Source organism: Bacillus sp. 22475, from assembly GCF_052044835.1.
Lineage (GTDB): Bacteria > Bacillota > Bacilli > Bacillales > Bacillaceae_G > Bacillus_A > Bacillus_A cereus.
In genome coordinates this window covers 1-17,852 of record NZ_JBQENW010000011.1, presented here as the reverse complement: position 1 = coordinate 17,852, position 17,852 = coordinate 1, and the positions used below count along the sequence as shown (strand labels likewise).

Below are 17,852 nucleotides of genomic sequence, written 5' to 3'. Positions count from 1 at the left end.
TACAAATTGTGAAAAGGGTTACATTGCTCGTGTGATGAGACTTATAATGAACATGTAATCTTCTCGTATATGTTTGACTCTCCTTTGAAACTAGCCTAGAGTAGGTTGGTTTCTTTTTTTTTCTACAAGTAGGAAAGAAATCCCTGCTTACGCTTGTATCATTCATATATATGTACAAGGACGAGATGTAGTACTGTTTCCTAAACATGACAGAAAACCTTTCTTTTAAAATGGATATACTAATGAGGCAAAGACGTCATGGAAGGAGAATGAAAATGGGACAAAATCGCAGGTTTCGTTCTGGACAAAAAGCGCCGAATGATGGTATTTATGTAGAAATTGGTGAAACGGGAAGTATGGTGAAAAATCCGCAAATGGTACAATTAACTGCCGGTGAAAAGTTTCCGGATAACACGAATCATAACCGTCAGTGGACATATAAAAGAAAACCGTAACAGAAGCCGCAATCGTTATTGCGGCTTTTTTGTCGTTACACATTATAATTTCATTTACCGTATTTTTAAAACAGTATAATGAATGCTTCCTTTTTCTTTTTCCAATAATAAGTTTGAAAATACATAGGCAAAATTATTGTATAAAAAAGTCAGTTGGCGTATAATCAAATCAAAGGTCAAAGAAAGTCAAACTTTTGGAGGGCTGTAAAGATGGACTTAAATCAGATGACAACAAAAACACAAGAGGCGATTATGAGTGCCCAATCTTTAGCGGTATCTCATCATCACCAAGAGGTGGATACTGTTCATCTATTACTTGCATTATTAGAAGAGCAAGATGGATTAGCAGTACGTATATTTCAAAAAATGAATGTTGATATAGAAGCATTAAAGCAAAGCGCTGAAAGCTTAATTAAAAAGAAACCTTCTGTAACAGGGAGCGGTGCAGAGGTTGGAAAATTATATGTAACGAGCGCTCTGCAACAATTGCTTGTAAGAGCAGGGAAAGAAGCAGAAAAACTGCAGGATGATTACATTTCAGTCGAACATGTATTGCTTGCTTTTTCCGAAGAAAAAGGCGATATAAATCAATTATTTGCAAGATTGCATATTACGAAAGATAACTTATTACAGTCTTTAATGACAGTTCGGGGGAATCAAAGAGTGACTAGTCAAAATCCAGAAGCAACTTATGAAGCGTTAGAAAAATATGGCCGTGATTTAGTGGCAGAAGTGAGAGCTGGGAAAATTGATCCTGTTATCGGCCGAGATAGTGAAATTCGACGCGTTATCCGCATTCTTTCACGTAAAACGAAAAACAATCCTGTTTTAATTGGTGAGCCAGGTGTTGGTAAAACAGCAATCGTTGAAGGATTAGCACAGCGTATTGTGAAAAAGGATGTACCTGAAGGATTGAAAGATAGAACGATTTTTGCGTTAGATATGAGTGCGCTCGTAGCAGGTGCGAAATTCCGTGGTGAGTTCGAAGAGCGTCTGCAAGCTGTATTAAATGAAATTAAAAAGAGTGAAGGACGCATTTTATTATTCATTGATGAACTTCATACAATCGTTGGAGCTGGTAAAACAGAAGGTGCGATGGATGCAGGAAATATGTTAAAACCGATGCTTGCTCGTGGTGAACTGCATTGTATCGGGGCGACAACATTAGATGAATATCGTAAATATATTGAAAAAGATCCAGCACTAGAAAGACGTTTCCAACAAGTATTAGCAGAAGAACCAACTGTTGAAGATACGATTTCCATATTACGTGGATTAAAAGAACGCTTTGAAATTTATCACGGTGTAAATATTCATGACCGTGCGATTGTAGCAGCGTCAGTTTTATCAGATCGATATATTTCAGATCGCTTCTTACCGGATAAAGCGATTGACCTTGTTGATGAAGCGTGCGCAACAATTCGTACAGAAATCGATTCTATGCCGACAGAATTAGATGAAGTAACGCGTCGTATTATGCAGCTGGAAATTGAAGAAGCGGCTCTTGGAAAAGAAACGGATCGTGGTAGCCAAGAGCGTCTAAAAACATTGCAACGTGAATTATCGGATTTAAAAGAAGTTGCAAGTGGTATGAGAGCGAAATGGGAGAAAGAAAAAGAAGACATTCACAAAGTTCGTGACTTACGTGAACATTTAGAACGTCTGCGCCGTGAATTAGAAGAAGCAGAAGGTAATTACGATTTAAATAAAGCAGCCGAACTTCGTCACGGGAAAATTCCTGCAATCGAAAAAGAATTAAAAGAAGCGGAAGAAATGGGCGCGCATAATAAACAAGAAAATCGTTTATTGCGTGAGGAAGTAAGTGAAGAAGAAATTGCAGATATTGTTTCACGCTGGACTGGTATTCCTGTTGCTAAACTTGTTGAAGGTGAACGTGAGAAATTACTACGCTTAGAGCAAATCTTATCAGAGCGTGTCATCGGACAAGAGGAAGCAGTAAGCTTAGTATCAGACGCGGTTCTCCGTGCGCGCGCTGGTATTAAAGACCCGAATCGTCCAATTGGTTCCTTCATTTTCTTAGGCCCTACGGGTGTTGGTAAAACAGAACTTGCAAAAACGTTAGCGCAGTCTTTATTCGATAGTGAAGAGCAAATGATTCGTATTGACATGTCTGAGTATATGGAGAAACACGCTGTGTCACGCTTAATTGGTGCGCCTCCTGGATATGTAGGATATGAAGAGGGCGGTCAATTAACAGAAGCGGTAAGACGTAAACCGTATTCAGTTATTTTGTTAGACGAAATCGAAAAAGCACATCCAGAAGTATTCAACATTTTATTACAAATGTTAGATGATGGACGCATTACAGATTCACAAGGAAGAACAGTAGACTTTAAAAACACAGTTATTATTATGACTTCAAATATTGGATCTGCTCATTTACTAGATGGATTAGAAGAAGATGGTTCGATTAAAGAGGAATCAAGAGACCTTGTAATGGGGCAATTAAGAGGACATTTCCGCCCTGAATTTTTAAACCGTGTTGATGAAATTATTTTATTCAAACCTCTTACAACGAATGAAATTAAAGGCATTGTTGATAAAATTGTAAAAGAACTACAAGGCCGTCTAGCTGACCGTCACATTACAGTAGAATTAACAGATGCAGCAAAAGAATTTGTTGTAGAAGCTGGTTTCGACCCAATGTACGGAGCTCGTCCATTAAAACGATATGTACAACGTCAAGTGGAAACGAAATTAGCAAGAGAATTAATTGCAGGAACAATTACAGACAATAGTCACGTAGTTGTTGATGTAGAAAATAAAGAATTAGTCGTTCATGTGAAATGAAAATAAAAAAGAGTTCGGATAAAATCCGGACTCTTTTTTTAGTGTTGTTCTACTGGCTCGTTTGGAATTGCAGCTGAAATTGCGAGTACTAATACAGCAAGAACAACTGAGAAAATAGACGCTTGGTTAAAGTCGTATGTACCGCCAGTCATAGAGCCAATTACGTAGCTCATCATATGTACAAGTAAGAACGACCAAATTAATGCCCAAATGAAACGCATATTTTACACCTCTATTCGTTCAATCTGTCCTTATTGTAACACAATTGAAAAAAGAATATAGAAAAATATTTGTAGATTTTTCAACGCAAATTTGCATTCCGTTCATACATTATAAAAGAGTGGTTTTATATGTTTAGAAAATAAGGCGGGGGAAAAATGAGTATTACGGAACGTTTTTTTTATTTGGAAAAAGAACCATGTGTTATTTATTTACCGGAGAAGCCAAATGGATTTTCTGTTATGCTCCTCGGTGATTATAACTACTTTATTGAGAATGGTACAAGTTTATGGACACAACATGCGGGTAAATCTTATTTCTTACATGGTCTTATTGAGCAAGGCTACACGGTCTTTTCCTCTAATTTATACGGAAGACATTGGGGAAACGATCAATCTGTTCGTCTGGCAAAACGTTTATATGATGTTGTTTTGAGAAAAGAGACGTTAAATGCGAAAATGCACATTATGGCAGATGGTATGGGAGCGCTTGTGGCACTTGAAATGATGAACAAATATCCTGAATGTATTCGTTCTGTTGTTATGTTAAATCCGTGTTTGGATTTACCTGAATATGTAAGTTTTGAGAAAGAGCATAAGTTTTTTTACAAGAGACTCGTGAAGGAATTAAGTTTGGCGTATGATTCCAAAGAAGAAGAATTAGAATTAAAAATAAATAAGAAATCATTTACGCTTCTTCCATCTTGTGTACCTGTTAAAATTTTCGTATCAACACAAGAAAAAAGAGGAAGAAAACAGCAGTTGCGTAGATATGAGAAAATGAGGCAACTAAATCAATGTGATACTTCTGTCTTGTTCCATCTGCAAGATGTGAAATATAAAATGGTTAGGCAAACGACCGATTTCTTTAAAAAATATGAAGAAGAATTATGAAGCTCCCATATACATAAATGAGGAGCTATTTGTTTCAGAGGGAAAGGGTTGGTGGTATGAAACGCGTGCTGATAATAGGTGCACTTACGTTTGTAGGTTATCACCTTGTAAATAAAATGATTGCAGAAGAAGTGGAAGTGTATGGTCTTGATTTTGATGAATTCGATAGTATGACCAAAATTAATGAAGAGAAGTTATTATTAATTGGGCGAAATGCGTTATTTACGTATTATTCGATAAGAGATGAAGATGGATGGAGATTGGTTGAGGAAGAGAGATTCGATACTGTTTACTTTTGCTTATATGAGCCAAATCAGCAAAGTGGATTTCGGAATGAAAGAGTCATATTACAATATTTAAAGCGAATTATAAGAATGTGTGAAGAACAAAAAGTGAAGTTAAATTTAATTTCTTCTATTGAAGTAGGCAGTACAGATGAATCCGAAAATAAGCGACTATTTTTGAAAGTAGAAGAAGGATTGAAAAAAGGGAATTTACAATATAGTGTATTTCGAGTTCCAACATTATATGGACCGTGGCAACCGTCCTTTATGATGTTTCATCAGCTTATTTTATCAGAATTAGGTGAAAAAGAGTGCCGTTGTACGATTGAGGAAAAGGGGAATGATTTACTTTACGTTGAAGATGTATGTGAATACTTATGGGAAAATGGAACGAACGGGGCGCATCTTGGTATATACAATTTACTTAGTGGTAAACAGTCATTATGGGAAAAAGGTATGAATCTTTTACGCGCGGATGATAAAGTAAATAAAAATAATAACGAAGTAAGAGATGAGGCTATCGAGGTAATTTCAATAAAAAGAAATACTCCGTTAGAATACGGTTTAAATAAGCAACTGGCACACATGAAAAAATATAAAGAGTTATACGAAGGGTAGTACGCGTGTTACACTATTGTATGTGAAAGTTTTAATGGAGAGGAAGAGCATAATATGAACGAAAAAAGCATGCAGTTTTTACAAATCGCAATGAAGCATTTACCGGAAGCAAAGGCAATTTTAGATGATAATGGAATTGCACTTGATATGGAGAAGGCACAACCGGTGTTAGAGTTGTTAATGAAAGTTATGAACGAAGCTTATGAGCTTGGGAAAGCAGATAAAGAATAAAATCTTTCTTTTTTGATGGAGGAGAGGCTCGAATCGTGAGTAGAAGCGGTTCGGGCCTTTTTATTTGGAATGAAACACGAAAAGGTATGATTCTGTTTCTTTTAATGAAAAATAAAGTGGATAATGCGTTAGCTTTCTGTTTTATGCGAAATATATTCTAGACAAAAATACATTTATGTTTTAAAATTAGTACCAAGTCATAATAATTGATATAAAACGGAGGGCTGCGATGTGAACGTGGGCATTTTAGGGATCGGAAGATATGTGCCAGAAAAAGTAGTCACAAATCACGATTTAGAGAAAATAATGGAAACGTCCGATGAATGGATTCGTACGAGAACGGGAATTGCAGAAAGACGCATTGCCGATGATACAATAGATACTTCATATATGGCCGTAGAGGCTGCAAAAAAAGCACTTGAAGATGCAGGGGTTAGCGGAGAAGATATCGATCTTATTTTAGTGGCGACAGTAACACCAGATCGTGCGTTTCCAGCAGTAGCTTGTGTCATTCAAGAAGCGATTGGAGCGAAACATGCAGCTGCAATGGATGTAGGTGCAGCATGCGCTGGTTTTATGTACGGAATGATTACAGCGCAGCAATTTATTCAAACGGGGACTTATAAAAACGTATTAGTAGTTGGTAGTGATAAGCTATCTAAAATTGTAGACTGGAATGATCGAAATACAGCGGTATTATTTGGAGACGGAGCCGGTGCTATCGTAATGGGAGCAGTTTCAGAAGGAAGAGGCGTTCTATCTTTCGAATTAGGAGCAGACGGAAGCGGCGGTAAGCATCTATATCAAGACGAGTATGTTATGATGAATGGCAGAGAAGTTTTTAAATTTGCCGTTCGTCAACTTGGTGAATCTTGTCTTCGCGTGCTGGATAAGGCTGGTCTTACAAAAGAGGATGTGGATTTCTTAGTACCGCATCAAGCGAATATTCGTATTATGGAATCTGCAAGAGAGAGATTAAATTTACCACAAGAAAAAATGAGTATGACAATTGAAAAGTTTGGTAATACATCAGCTTCTTCAATTCCAATTGCAATGGTAGAGGAATTGCAAAATGGACGTATTCAAGATGGTGATTTAATTATACTTGTTGGTTTTGGTGGCGGATTAACATGGGGAGCAGTCGCTCTTCGTTGGGGTAAATAAGGACTGAGAGAAAAAAAGGAGTGTATTTTGTATGGAAAAAAAGAGGGTCGTAATTACAGGACTAGGAGCTGTTACACCGGTCGGAACAGATGTTGAAACAGCATGGGAAAACATTAAAAAGGGTGTATCTGGAATCGGGCGACTTACAAGAATCGATCCAGAACTATTTCCAGCAAAAGTAGCGGCGGAAATTAACGACTTTGAAGTCGAGAAATATATTGATAAAAAAGAAGCGCGCCGTATGGACCGCTTTACACAATATGCAGTAGCAGCAGCGAAAATGGCAGTTGCAGATGCAAAGCTTGAAATTACAGAAGAAAATGGACCTCGAATTGGTGTATGGATTGGATCTGGTATTGGCGGTATGGAAACATACGAAGAACAATTTAAGATTTTTACTGAGAAAGGCCCGCGCCGCGTGAGCCCATTCTTCGTGCCGATGATGATTCCAGATATGGCAGCAGGTCAAGTATCAATTGCAACAGGAGCAAAAGGAATTAACACTTGTTCTGTAACGGCTTGTGCATCTGGTGCAAACTCAATTGGTGATGCATTTAAAGCAATTCAGCGTGGTGATGCTGATGCAATGATTACAGGCGGAGCAGAAGCGCCGCTAACAAGTATGGCATTCGCAGGATTTAGCTCAGCGAAAGCATTAACATTTAATGAAGACCCAGCAACGGCTTGCCGTCCGTTTGATAAAAACCGTAGCGGTTTCGTAATGGGTGAAGGTTCAGGTATTTTAATTCTTGAAGAATTAGAACACGCATTAGCTCGTGGTGCTCACATTTACGCGGAAATCGCTGGTTACGGTGCAACTGGTGATGCATTCCATATTACAATGCCTGCTCCTGGTGGTGAAGGCGGAGTGCGTGCAATGCGTCAAGCTTTAGCTGATGCAGACCTACAGCCAGAAGATATTGATTACATTAATGCGCATGGTACAAGTACGGATGCGAATGAAAAATATGAAACGATGGCAATTAAAGAAACTTTCGGTGAGCACGCGTATAAAGTAGCAATTAGCTCAACGAAATCAATGACAGGTCACTTATTAGGAGCAGCTGGTGCTGTTGAAGCGATTTTCTCTATTAAATCAATTACAGACGGAGTAATTCCTCCAACAATTAACTATGAGACACCAGATCCAGAATGTGACTTAGATTACGTACCGAATCAAGCGAGACACCAAGAAGTAAACGCAGTATTAAGTAACTCATTAGGATTCGGTGGTCATAACGCAGTGTTAGTATTTAAATCGTATAAATAATAGATAAAATAAGGAGTTTTTCCGCATTATATTGCGAAAAAACTCCTTATTTATTTTTACGTCTTTTTCTCCTGTAGCATATATATAAGAAAAAGGAGGGATAAAGATGGGGATTGTTGAAACAGCTGAATGGCTACATTTATATTATGGACGGCCAGAAAAACTTTGTGAGAAATTTACGAAGTATATTCCGTTGCCAAAAGAAAGGTTGTATCGCTTTTTAATTTCAAAAGGGATGTATCGCCCGATCATGCGCGGGGAAAAGGAAATTAAAGAATTAGAGGAAAAGGAAATTTGGAAAGAGTTGAGCCTGGAGTATGATAAATTGAAAAATTGGTTGAAAGGTCCGGATGTCCCTGTCTTTATTTTATTATCAGATTCCTATAATCGAACTGTGCAAGAAGAGTATAACGGTAGGGCTGGATTATCTATGCGTCATGTTATTTTCTTATTCGTATGTGGACGGAATTCGGTAGAAGAATTAAAAGTGTTATTGGCGCATGAATACCATCACATATGCAGGTTACATCAAATTGAGACGAAAGAAACAGAATATACATTACTTGATACAATGATTATGGAAGGGCTAGCTGAGCAAGCAGTAACAGAAAGGTATACAGAAAAAAATAATGCACCGTGGACGGCGTATCTTTCAAAAGAAGAGGCTATTTATTATTGGAAAAATGTTGTACATGAAAGAATAAGTATAAAACGAGGAACAAGGGAACATGACATCTTATTAAATGGCTTTCACTCTTATCCGAAGATGCTTGGCTATGCGCTTGGATTTCATATTGTCAAAGATTGTGTAACTTTGGAAGGAGAAGATACACTTTCTTTATTATCTATAGATGCAAAAGAAATATTGAATAAAGCAAATACATTTCATATATAAAAAAACAGGGGCTCTATTTCCTGTTTTTTTTAGTATTAATAGAAGAAAAAATAATAATTAGAATATATTTCCTCAAGTGGAATAAAGTTAAGCAAAAATGAACATAATGATTGGTACAAACAGTAGTGAAGTGAGGGGTAGTGAATGTTATATCTACATGATGTATGGGTAAATTGGTTTGAAGGTGAAGAGAATGGGTATAACGTTTGTCATTTTTACGAATGGCGGAAAGATGATACGATTGAGCTATTAGATCAAGTGCCATTATTAAAAGTAGATGCCACATTATATCATTACATCGAGAACGAATTGTTAGAGCTTCCGCAAAAAATGCTGGAAGACGTACATCATAAGGCTTATATTCGTAAAAATCATGAACGTTTGCAGCAAGAGTATTGCTTTGTTGTTACAGATGGAAAAGGAATTATTGCGATTGACACAATTGGTTACAATGTACCAATTCGCAAAAGCAGACTTATACCACGCCAAGAGCAGATGGTATATGAGATGGTAGAAAACGTACAAGCAGAAAAGTATGAGTTCCAAGTAGAAGAAACAGAAAAAGAACACCACATTTTATCACCATCGCCTTTCATTATGAATGGCTTGACTCGTAAAGAAAGACAGCTGAAACAATTATTATTTATGGCGTTAGATCAATTACATACAACGAAAAATACAGCGGAGATTCGCTATTGGTACACAGAGTGGGATCCATCAGCATATGGAACGGTTCAACATATGGAGTTCGAGGATATTTGGGCTAGACTGTATGATGAAGCGAAAGCTGGCTGGTCTGAGAAACATGAACAATTATGCGAGCGTCTCGTAAAAGGACAGCCATTTTTTGAAAAGTTATGGGAAATGGAAAATGAGCAAAAGGTAAATTAAAAAACCGCCAATTGGCGGTTTTTTAATTTTGTAGTAATCTAGCTCCGGCAGCAAGCCCTCTGCTTTATATGAAATCCAGCTCCGGCTCCTAGCCCTTCGCTTTATATGTTACCTACGTTTTCTACTTAACCCCATTGCATTTTCTACTTTGCGTAGTTGTTTGAATGCAACGCGGTTTGCTTTTTCTGCACCTTTGTCTAGAATTTCGTCTAGTTCTGGTGAGTTGATTAGTTCGTTATATTTGTCTTGGATTGGACGAATTGCTTCTACGACTACTTGCGCTAGGTCGCCTTTGAAGTCGCCGTATCCTTTTCCTTCGTACATTGCTTCAATTTCTTCAACTGTTTTTCCAGAGAATGAAGAGTAGATTGTTAATAAGTTAGAGATACCAGGTTTGTTTTCTTTATCAAATTTCACAATACCTTCAGAGTCAGTAACAGCACTCTTAATTTTCTTTTCAATTGTTTTTGGCTCATCAAGCATACTGATCATTGATTTTGGATTCGGATCAGATTTGCTCATTTTTTTCGTAGGTTCTGTTAATGACATAACGCGAGCTCCTACTTTTGGAATACGAATTTCAGGCATTGTAAAGATTTCACGGTAACGTTTGTTGAAACGCTCTGCTAGGTCACGTGTTAATTCGATATGTTGCTTTTGATCATCACCAACCGGCACGATTTCAGTATTGTAAAGTAAAATATCAGCAGCCATTAATGGTGGATACGTAAGTAATCCAGCTGGAACTGAATCTCTACCAGAAGCTTTATCTTTATATTGCGTCATACGCTCTAATTCTCCAACGTAAGCAACAGATTGCATGATCCAACCTAGTTGAGCGTGTGCTGGTACTTCTGATTGTACAAATAAAGTAGCTTTTTCAGGGTCAATGCCACATGCCACATAAAGTGCAGCAAGACTGCGGATGTTTTTACGAAGTTGTACGGGATCTTGAGGTACTGTAATCGCATGTTGGTTTACAATACAGAAATAACAGTCGTGTTCATTTTGAAGCTCTGTAAACTGCTTCATTGCTCCTAAATAGTTTCCAAGTGTAATCGTTCCACTTGGCTGAATACCAGAAAAGATAACTGACATAAGTAATTCCTCCTAAAATTGAATGCGTGATGGGGGAAGAGAAGGCAAACAAAAAAGCCCATTCATCCCAAAAACTATAGGGACGAATGGACCGCGGTACCACCCTAATTATTTCACTACTGTGAAATCTCTCTAATCCATAATAACGTTTGGATATAACGCCAAAGCCTACTACTTTCGGTTCGGTTTGGTGCTCAAAAGCCCATTCCATACTGTACAATTACTTGTTCACACCGACCACAAGCTCTCTGAAATTGCCTCAATATGTACTCTTCTTTATCATCGCATACATATAAATTTATTTATTGTTACTTGAGCTCTTTTAATATGAAAGAACTAAAGTTTTATAACAAAATGTTTTGCTGATTATTATATCATATGGGATAGTGTTTGCAAACTACATCAAAATAGTAAAGCTAATAAGGGTCGAGAACAACCCAAGAACGATACCTGTAATACAAATTGGATATGTCCATTTGAATGAATATGTTTTATAAATACGTTCTTTCTTATCTGTAGGTTCCTCGACTTCTTCAATTAAAGAGTCAATCTTTTTATTCGTACCAAATACTCTTTGAAATGCGTAAATGGTTACATTGAAAAAACCATTTTGAAATATGTATAAAAAACCGCCGATAAGAATAAAAAACAGTGCAATATAAAACAAGATGTTGACAAAATTCAACAAAAATTGCGATGAAATGAGGAATGCGCCAATACTAGAAGCGATTATCGCTATGAAAATTAGTATACAAGTATGAAAAAAAACTTTATTCAAAATGTTCCCCTCCGTCAAAATATTACTAGAATTATTATACTATAAAAGCTATAATATGTACTAGAATTAATTTTTTGAAAATTATACGCAATTAAAGGTCTGATTTCAAGATGATGGTAGCAATGTTAACGTATCCCTTTACAAAAAAATAAAAATATAAACATTTTATTAAAAATTTTAACAAAAAAACAAAAAACTATATTCACAATTGTTATATTATATGTATAATGAAAATTGTAGAAACTTGGAGATTATTCTTTCAATTCTACTTTTTAACAAGTGAGGGTACAGGAAGTGCAATTAGGGGAGGCAACACAACATGAAGAAAAAGATACCGTTATTAGTTGCATCGACGTTGACAGTCAGTATGCTAGGGGCTTGTAGTTACCAAAAAGAGGATAATAAAGCAGGCGCAAAAGAAAAATCCTCAAACAAACAAGTGTTAAATTTAACCGAAACAGCTGAAATTCCAACTATGGATACGACGTTATCAACGGATGCAACATCTTCTAACATCATGAATAATACAATGGAGGGATTATATCGTCTGGGGAAAGATGATAAACTTGTTCCAGGTGTCGCAAAATCTTATGAGAAATCAGAGGATGGCAAAAAGTATGTATTTAAATTACGTGAAGATGCGAAATGGTCTAATGGTGAACCTGTAACAGCGAAAGACTTCGTTTATTCTTGGAGAAGAGCTGTAGATTCAAATACGGGTGCCAAGTTTGCTTACATACTATTTGATGTTAAAAATGCGGAGAAAGTTAACAAAAAAGAATTACCAATTGAAGAACTTGGTGTAAAGGCAATTGATGATCATACACTTGAAGTGGAATTAGATAACCCTGTTCCTTATTTTGTAAGTTTAACAGTCTATCCAACATTGTATCCTTTGAATGAGAAGTTTGTAACAGAACAAGGAGCAAAATTTGGATTAGAATCCAATACGACACTTTATAATGGTCCATTCGTATTAAATGAATGGAAGCATGAACAAAGCTTCCAACTTAAGAAAAATCCAACGTATTGGGAAAATAAAGAAGTAAAACTTGAAGAAATAAACTTCAATATTGTTAAGGATCGTTCAACTGCTATAAATTTATATGAAACGAAAGCAATTGATCGTGTAGTGTTAACATCAGAGTTTGTAGATAAATACAAATCAGATGCTGATTTCAAAACGATTAAGAGGTCATCTACACAATTTATTCGCTTAAATGAAAAGAATAAATTTTTAGCAAATAAAAATATCCGAAAAGCAATTGCAATGTCCTTTGAACGTGAAAATATCGGAAAAGTTATCTTAAACGATGGTTCAGAGGGGATATATGGTTTTGTTCCGAAAGGCTTAGCAAAAGGTCCGAATGGAAAAGACTTCCGTGAAGAGAACGGAAAGCTTATAAAAGAGGATATTAAAGAAGCTCAAAAATATTGGGAAGCTGGTAAAAAAGAACTTGGTGTAGACAAAGTAGAGTTAGAGCTATTAAACTTTGATACTGATGATGCTAAAAAAATCGGAGAGTATTTAAAAGGCCAATTTGAAAAGAACTTACCAGGTCTAACAGTTCCGACAAAAATGCAGCCATTTGCACAAAAATTAAAACTTGAAGCAAGTGGAGATTATGCGATGTCGTATGCAGGATGGAGTCCAGATTATATGGATCCAATGTCATTCCTTGAAATGTATACAACAGGTAATGCGCAAAACAAAGTAAATTACGCAAATTCAGCGTATGATGATTTAATTAAAAAAGCAAAAACAGAAGTTGATGTACAAGCTCGCTGGGATGCACTATTAAAAGCGGAAAAACAACTGCTTGAAGATGCTGCGATTGCTCCAGTATATCAACCTGGAAAAGCATATTTACAACGTGGCTCAATTACTGGCCTATTAGAACATAAATATGGCGGAGAATTTAGCTATAAGTGGGTTGAACTCAAAAATTAAAAATGGTTTCCATCATGAATAAGGGTATATGCCTATGATGGGCATATGCTCTTATTTTAAAAAAATAAAAGTAAGAATATTTTAAACTATCTTATTGCTTTTGAGAAAAACGGGGAGGTGCTTGACTATGGGACGTTATGTATTAAAACGTTTCGTGTACATGGCTTTGACATTATTTTTAATTACTACGCTGACTTTCTTTTTGATGAAATTACTTCCGGGTTCTCCGCTTAAAAATCAGGAGAAGCTATCACCGGCACAAAAAGAAATCATTCTTGAAAAATATGGTTTAAATGATCCAGTACCAGTTCAATATGCACGTTATTTAGGTAACTTAGCAAAAGGTGATTTAGGGGTATCATTCCAATATGATAACCGTCCAGTAACAGATATGATTGTGGATCGTATTGGACCATCAGCACAGCTTGGTTTACAAGCGATTATATTAGGAACATTTATCGGTTTAATTTTAGGAATCGTTGCGGCACTTCGTAACAATACATGGGTCGATTATGGAGCGACAATTATTTCCGTACTCGGGATGTCGGTACCATCATTCGTATTCGCCGCTTTACTACAATATTTCGTAGGGGTAAAACTTGGTTGGTTCCCAGTAGCGTTCTGGAAAGGACCAGAGTTTACAGTAATGCCTACAATTGCTTTATCGATGGCAGTTATTGCAACAATCGCACGTTTCGCTCGTGCCGAGTTAATTGAAGTTATGCAAGCCGATTACATTTTAACAGCAAAAGCGAAAGGGATTAGCCAAGGCGTTATCATTATCAAACACGCACTTCGTAACGCGTTAATTCCAGTAGTAACAATTTTAGGACCAATGGTTGCAGGTTTAATCACAGGTACATTAGTTATTGAGCAAATTTATGCTGTACCAGGACTAGGGGAACAGTTCGTTAAATCTATTACAGTGAATGACTATACAGTTATTATGGGAACTACAATTTTCTATAGTGCAATCTTCATTTTAGTTATTTTCATTGTCGATATTTTATACGGAATTATTGATCCTCGAATTCGTTTAGCGGGAGGGAAAAAGTGATGAAAGATGTACAAAAATTATCTCCAGATTTATTTCAACAAGCCAATCAAAATAATGTGGATAATGAAGTCATTGCCCGTCCAAGCTTAACGTTTTGGCAAGATGTAAGAAGACGTTTGTTCCAACATAAAGGTGCGATGTTTGGTTTCGTATTATTAAGCCTTATTATATTACTAGCAATTTTTGGACCGATGGTAAGTAAACACTCGTATAAAGAGCAAGATTTAGGTCGTGCGAAAATGCCACCGAAAATTCCTGTTATTGAAAATGTTCATTGGTTACCATTTGACGGTACAGATCAATATGGTGTTGACCAATATGAAAAACGTGATATTAAAGAGTATTTCTGGTTTGGTACAGATGATCTTGGTCGTGATTTATGGACAAGAACATGGGAAGGTACACGCGTATCATTATATATCGCTCTTTTAGCAGCAGCAATTGACTTAGTAATTGGGGTTGCATACGGAGGTATTTCAGCGTTTTATGGCGGCAGAGTAGATAATATTATGCAACGTATTATGGAGATTATTAACGGTATTCCATACTTAATCATCGTTATCTTAATGGTAATCATTATGGGATCTGGTATATGGTCAATTACACTCGCAATGGCAATTACAGGTTGGATAGGGATGTCGCGTATCGTTCGTGGACAAATCCTGAAATTAAAAAACCAAGAATATGTGTTAGCATCTCGTACATTAGGTGCAACAAATACACAATTAATTGTAAAACACTTAATCCCGAACGTAATGGGACCAATTATCGTAATGACAATGTTTACAATTCCAACAGCGGTGTTTGGTGAGGCATTCTTAAGCTTCATCGGTTTAGGTATTCAGCCACCATTCGCGTCACTTGGTTCTCTTGTAAATGACGGTTATAAATCTATTCAAACGTATCCGCATATGATGTTCATTCCTGCGGTTGTCATCAGTATATTAATTTTAGCGTTTAACTTAATGGCAGACGGATTACGCGATGCGTTAGATCCAAAAATGCGTAAGTAAAAGAGGGGAGAGGCAAAGATGAAAACATTGTTAGAGGTAAAAGATTTACAAGTCTCCTTTGATACACATGCAGGTGAAGTGCAAGCTGTACGCGGCGTTACTTTTGATTTGAAAAAAGGAGAGACATTGGCGATTGTAGGAGAATCTGGTTCAGGGAAATCAGTTACTTCTAAAGCGTTAATGGGATTAATTCCGAATCCTCCTGGACGCATTAAAAATGGTGAGATCGTATTTGAAGGTCGTGACTTAACGAAATTAACAGAAAAAGAAATGCAGCAAGTACGTGGTAAAGATATCGCGATGATTTTCCAAGATCCAATGACATCATTAAACCCAACGATGACAATTGGAAATCAAATTATGGAAGGCCTTATTAAACACCAAGGGATGAGTAAAGCAGACGCACGTAAAGTTGCTTTAGAATTAATCGACCTTGTAGGTATTCCAAATCCAGAAGCTCGTTTAAAACAATATCCTCACCAATTCTCAGGTGGTATGAGACAGCGTGTAGTTATTGCGATGGCGTTAGCTTGTAACCCGAAATTATTAATTGCCGATGAGCCGACAACAGCGCTAGACGTTACGATTCAGGCACAAATTTTAGAACTTATGAAAGACATTCAGCAAAAAACAGAAGCGGCAATTATTTTCATTACGCATGACTTAGGTGTAGTAGCAAACGTTGCTGACCGAGTGGCAGTTATGTACGCTGGTAAAGTTGTTGAAATTGGAACTGTAGATGAAATTTTCTATAATCCGAAACATCCATATACTTGGGGCTTAATCGCATCTATGCCAAGTTTAGATGGCTCAGAGGAAGAGTTATATGCAATTCCTGGAACGCCTCCGGATTTATTAAAGCCGCCAAAGGGTGATGCTTTTGCACCACGTAACCCACAGGCACTAAAAATTGATTTTGAAATGGACCCACCTTTATTTAAAGTAAGTGATACACACTATGCGGCAACTTGGTTACTTCACGAGCAAGCTCCAGAAGTAAAACCGCCGGCAGTCGTTGAAAAACGTATTCTTCAAATGAAAGCAGGTGAACAACATGACTAAACAACGTGAGAAATTAATTGAAGTAAAAAATGTAAAGCAGCACTTCGACGTGAGTGGTGGTGTTGTCAAAGCGGTTAATGATATTTCATTTGATATTTACCGCGGAGAAACATTTGGTCTTGTAGGAGAATCAGGTTGTGGTAAATCAACAACTGGAAGAACGATTATTCGTTTATATGATGCAACTGCTGGTGAAGTATTGTTCGATGGTGAAAACGTACATGGTAAGAAATCACGCGCAGAATTGAAGAAATTCAACCGTAAAATGCAAATGATTTTCCAAGATCCATACGCATCATTAAATCCTCGTATGACAGTAGGGGATATTATCGCAGAAGGTATTGATATTCACGGATTAGCGAAAAGTAAAAAAGAGCGCATGGACCGTGTTCATGAACTATTAAACACAGTTGGTTTAAATAAAGAGCACGCAAACCGTTTCCCGCACGAATTCTCAGGTGGACAACGTCAGCGTATCGGTATCGCTCGAGCGCTTGCTGTAGAACCAGAATTTATCATTGCGGATGAGCCGATCTCAGCACTTGACGTATCGATTCAGGCGCAAGTTGTAAACTTACTGAAAAAGCTACAAAAAGAAAAAGGTCTAACATACTTATTTATTGCCCATGATTTATCAATGGTAAAATACATTAGTGACCGCATCGGTGTAATGTACCGTGGTCAAATCGTTGAGCTAACAACAAGTGAAGAGTTATATGCGAATCCAGTTCATCCATATACGAAATCACTATTATCAGCAATTCCGCTACCAGATCCAGATTATGAGCGCAATCGTAAACGTATCGTATACGATCCATCGCAGCATGATTACGGTAGCGAAGTGCCAACAATGCGTGAAATTCGCCCAGGACATTTCGTACTATGTTCTGAAGCAGAGTATAAGAAATATAAAGAGATTTATCAATAATAAAAAAAGCCATTCTTCCATTATGAAGTGACCCCCGAAAGTTAGACAGGTCGTTTCATTAGGCAGCCTCTAGGGTATGAGCCCGGTATTGTACTGGGCTCATACCCTTTAATTTTGCCTTAATTCTTTTATGGTTATAGTATTCTATATACTTTGCTAATTCTTGTTTGAAATGTGTTATACTTTCAAATTCTTTTCGATACAGAAATTCCGATTTCATGATACCGAAGAAAT

The 17,852-nt window shown here is 36.9% G+C and carries 18 protein-coding genes and 1 other annotated feature; of the genes, 14 read left to right on the top strand and 4 right to left on the bottom strand.

What is annotated here, in order from left to right:
• Positions 1-275: 275 nt before the first annotated feature.
• Entirely contained in the window at positions 276-455 is a 180-nt protein-coding gene (locus tag ACTJJY_RS18315) for a YjzC family protein (RefSeq protein WP_000531422.1), read from the top strand.
• 210 nt (positions 456-665) lie between these two features.
• A complete protein-coding gene (gene clpB, locus ACTJJY_RS18310; protein ID WP_440606213.1) occupies positions 666-3,266 on the top strand; it encodes an ATP-dependent chaperone ClpB in 2,601 nt (866 codons plus the stop codon).
• A gap of 38 nt (positions 3,267-3,304) precedes the next feature.
• On the opposite strand, the gene ACTJJY_RS18305 is transcribed toward clpB, so the two are convergent.
• A complete protein-coding gene (locus ACTJJY_RS18305; RefSeq protein ID WP_001211116.1) occupies positions 3,305-3,487 on the bottom strand; it encodes a YjzD family protein in 183 nt (60 codons plus the stop codon).
• A 156-nt stretch (positions 3,488-3,643) separates the two neighbouring features.
• On the opposite strand from ACTJJY_RS18305, the gene ACTJJY_RS18300 reads away from it, so the two are divergent.
• The 7 genes from ACTJJY_RS18300 (at position 3,644) to ACTJJY_RS18270 (ending at position 9,731) form a co-directional block, all read left to right on the top strand.
• Positions 3,644-4,378 carry an alpha/beta hydrolase gene (locus ACTJJY_RS18300; RefSeq protein WP_098327215.1) on the top strand — a complete coding sequence of 245 codons (735 nt, stop codon included), beginning with the start codon at positions 3,644-3,646 and terminating at the stop codon, positions 4,376-4,378.
• A 29-nt stretch (positions 4,379-4,407) separates the two neighbouring features.
• Entirely contained in the window at positions 4,408-5,280 is an 873-nt protein-coding gene (locus tag ACTJJY_RS18295; RefSeq protein ID WP_440606212.1) for an NAD-dependent epimerase/dehydratase family protein, read from the top strand.
• Between the two features lie 54 nt (positions 5,281-5,334).
• Positions 5,335-5,511: a ComZ family protein gene (locus ACTJJY_RS18290; RefSeq protein WP_001986215.1), complete on the top strand. Its 177-nt coding sequence runs from the start codon at positions 5,335-5,337 to the stop codon at positions 5,509-5,511.
• 231 nt (positions 5,512-5,742) lie between these two features.
• A complete protein-coding gene (gene fabH / locus ACTJJY_RS18285; RefSeq protein ID WP_440606211.1) occupies positions 5,743-6,675 on the top strand; it encodes a beta-ketoacyl-ACP synthase III in 933 nt (310 codons plus the stop codon).
• 31 nt (positions 6,676-6,706) lie between these two features.
• Positions 6,707-7,945, top strand: a complete 1,239-nt coding sequence (gene fabF, locus ACTJJY_RS18280) for a beta-ketoacyl-ACP synthase II (RefSeq protein WP_440606210.1) — start codon at positions 6,707-6,709, stop codon at positions 7,943-7,945.
• Between the two features lie 106 nt (positions 7,946-8,051).
• Positions 8,052-8,840, top strand: coding sequence for a DUF2268 domain-containing protein (locus tag ACTJJY_RS18275; protein WP_071731607.1), 789 nt, complete (start codon positions 8,052-8,054; stop codon positions 8,838-8,840).
• A gap of 144 nt (positions 8,841-8,984) precedes the next feature.
• On the top strand, positions 8,985-9,731 hold the full coding sequence (locus ACTJJY_RS18270; RefSeq protein WP_000966129.1) for a YjbA family protein: 747 nt from the start codon (positions 8,985-8,987) through the stop codon (positions 9,729-9,731).
• A gap of 108 nt (positions 9,732-9,839) precedes the next feature.
• Here the strand turns inward: ACTJJY_RS18270 and trpS are convergent, their stop codons facing one another.
• Positions 9,840-10,829 carry a tryptophan--tRNA ligase gene (trpS, locus tag ACTJJY_RS18265; protein WP_063546790.1) on the bottom strand — a complete coding sequence of 330 codons (990 nt, stop codon included), beginning with the start codon at positions 10,827-10,829 and terminating at the stop codon, positions 9,840-9,842.
• A gap of 75 nt (positions 10,830-10,904) precedes the next feature.
• Positions 10,905-11,121 (bottom strand) — a binding site (T-box leader).
• A gap of 105 nt (positions 11,122-11,226) precedes the next feature.
• Positions 11,227-11,607, bottom strand: a complete 381-nt coding sequence (locus ACTJJY_RS18260) for a DUF3899 domain-containing protein (RefSeq protein ID WP_001044985.1) — start codon at positions 11,605-11,607, stop codon at positions 11,227-11,229.
• A gap of 319 nt (positions 11,608-11,926) precedes the next feature.
• Between ACTJJY_RS18260 and ACTJJY_RS18255 the strand changes: the two genes are divergently transcribed.
• The 5 genes from ACTJJY_RS18255 to ACTJJY_RS18235 all read left to right on the top strand — a co-directional run bounded on the left by ACTJJY_RS18255 (position 11,927) and on the right by ACTJJY_RS18235 (position 17,618).
• Positions 11,927-13,558 carry a peptide ABC transporter substrate-binding protein gene (locus tag ACTJJY_RS18255; protein ID WP_440606209.1) on the top strand — a complete coding sequence of 544 codons (1,632 nt, stop codon included), beginning with the start codon at positions 11,927-11,929 and terminating at the stop codon, positions 13,556-13,558.
• A 127-nt stretch (positions 13,559-13,685) separates the two neighbouring features.
• Positions 13,686-14,615 (top strand): oligopeptide ABC transporter permease, encoded by a 930-nt coding sequence (opp3b, locus tag ACTJJY_RS18250; RefSeq protein ID WP_000534165.1) that lies wholly within the window; start codon positions 13,686-13,688, stop codon positions 14,613-14,615.
• Positions 14,612-15,628, top strand: a complete 1,017-nt coding sequence (gene opp3C / locus ACTJJY_RS18245) for an oligopeptide ABC transporter permease (protein WP_000974098.1) — start codon at positions 14,612-14,614, stop codon at positions 15,626-15,628. The genes opp3b and opp3C overlap by 4 nt, the downstream gene beginning before the upstream one ends.
• Before the next feature lie 18 nt (positions 15,629-15,646).
• On the top strand, positions 15,647-16,690 hold the full coding sequence (locus ACTJJY_RS18240; RefSeq protein ID WP_000854346.1) for an ABC transporter ATP-binding protein: 1,044 nt from the start codon (positions 15,647-15,649) through the stop codon (positions 16,688-16,690).
• Positions 16,683-17,618 carry an ABC transporter ATP-binding protein gene (locus tag ACTJJY_RS18235; protein WP_016082471.1) on the top strand — a complete coding sequence of 312 codons (936 nt, stop codon included), beginning with the start codon at positions 16,683-16,685 and terminating at the stop codon, positions 17,616-17,618. Before ACTJJY_RS18240 ends, ACTJJY_RS18235 begins: the two co-directional genes overlap by 8 nt.
• A 58-nt stretch (positions 17,619-17,676) precedes the next feature.
• On the opposite strand, the gene ACTJJY_RS18230 is transcribed toward ACTJJY_RS18235, so the two are convergent.
• A partial coding sequence (locus tag ACTJJY_RS18230) for an IS3 family transposase (protein WP_440605199.1) occupies positions 17,677-17,852 on the bottom strand: 176 nt, incomplete at its 5' end.

Excerpts from the sequence above, each read along its gene's own strand:
- ACTJJY_RS18240 (WP_000854346.1), top strand. The coding sequence starts at position 15,647 with ATGAAAACATTGTTAGAGGTAAAAGATTTACAAGTCTCCTTTGATACA.
- ACTJJY_RS18270 (WP_000966129.1), top strand. The coding sequence starts at position 8,985 with ATGTTATATCTACATGATGTATGGGTAAATTGGTTTGAAGGTGAAGAG.
- ACTJJY_RS18300 (WP_098327215.1), top strand. The coding sequence starts at position 3,644 with ATGAGTATTACGGAACGTTTTTTTTATTTGGAAAAAGAACCATGTGTT.
- opp3b (WP_000534165.1), top strand. The coding sequence starts at position 13,686 with ATGGGACGTTATGTATTAAAACGTTTCGTGTACATGGCTTTGACATTA.
- ACTJJY_RS18290 (WP_001986215.1), top strand. The coding sequence starts at position 5,335 with ATGAACGAAAAAAGCATGCAGTTTTTACAAATCGCAATGAAGCATTTA.
- ACTJJY_RS18235 (WP_016082471.1), top strand. The coding sequence starts at position 16,683 with ATGACTAAACAACGTGAGAAATTAATTGAAGTAAAAAATGTAAAGCAG.
- fabF (WP_440606210.1), top strand. The coding sequence starts at position 6,707 with ATGGAAAAAAAGAGGGTCGTAATTACAGGACTAGGAGCTGTTACACCG.
- trpS (WP_063546790.1), bottom strand. The coding sequence starts at position 10,829 with ATGTCAGTTATCTTTTCTGGTATTCAGCCAAGTGGAACGATTACACTT.
- ACTJJY_RS18305 (WP_001211116.1), bottom strand. The coding sequence starts at position 3,487 with ATGCGTTTCATTTGGGCATTAATTTGGTCGTTCTTACTTGTACATATG.
- ACTJJY_RS18255 (WP_440606209.1), top strand. The coding sequence starts at position 11,927 with ATGAAGAAAAAGATACCGTTATTAGTTGCATCGACGTTGACAGTCAGT.
- ACTJJY_RS18275 (WP_071731607.1), top strand. The coding sequence starts at position 8,052 with ATGGGGATTGTTGAAACAGCTGAATGGCTACATTTATATTATGGACGG.
- clpB (WP_440606213.1), top strand. The coding sequence starts at position 666 with ATGGACTTAAATCAGATGACAACAAAAACACAAGAGGCGATTATGAGT.
- ACTJJY_RS18315 (WP_000531422.1), top strand. The coding sequence starts at position 276 with ATGGGACAAAATCGCAGGTTTCGTTCTGGACAAAAAGCGCCGAATGAT.